1 protein-coding gene is annotated in these 530 nt (G+C 69.6%); it reads right to left on the reverse strand.

The genetic code is table 11. The features are described from left to right. On the reverse strand, nt 1-429 hold a 429-nt coding region (locus tag GVL52_RS31800; protein WP_200847962.1), incomplete at its 3' end, for an Hsp33 family molecular chaperone HslO. Between the last annotated feature and the right edge of the window lie 101 nt (nt 430-530).

Consider the following 530-nt stretch of genomic DNA (forward strand, 5'->3'; position numbering starts at 1 on the left):
CTGGTAGGGCTGCTGGCCCGGCAGCCGGTCCTTCGGATCGAGCGTGATCGCGCAGCGCCCGCCGCCGCCGGCGTTCACCATCTCGGACAGGCGCGCGCCCACGGGCACCTCGCCCTGGATGGAGGCCGTCGCGCGCAGTCCCAGGTCGGACTGCACCTCGGCCACCGCCAGCTTGACCGGCCCGTCGCCGAAGACCTGCAGCACCAGCGCGCCGTTGAACTTGATGTTCGACTGCATGAGCACGCCGGCCGCGGCCATTTCGCCCAGCAGCTCGCGCACTTCGGGCGGGTAAGCGCCGGTGGCGGAGTTGCCGGCGCGGCGCGCGAGGATTTCGGTCCACGCGTCCGTGAGCCGGACGATCATGCCGCGCACGGGCAGGCCATCGAAGAGGAACTTGTGGAGTTCTGACACCCTGGAATCTTTCTGCATCTGCAATCAAATGGGCCGCGGCCGCGCGGATTCAACCGATGCGGTGCAGGCCCGCCCGGAAACGCCGGGCATTGGCCACATAGGTCTGCGCGCTCTTGCGC

It is taken from the genome of Rhizobium sp. 18055 (assembly GCF_902706285.1).
Lineage (GTDB): Bacteria > Pseudomonadota > Alphaproteobacteria > Rhizobiales > Rhizobiaceae > Rhizobium.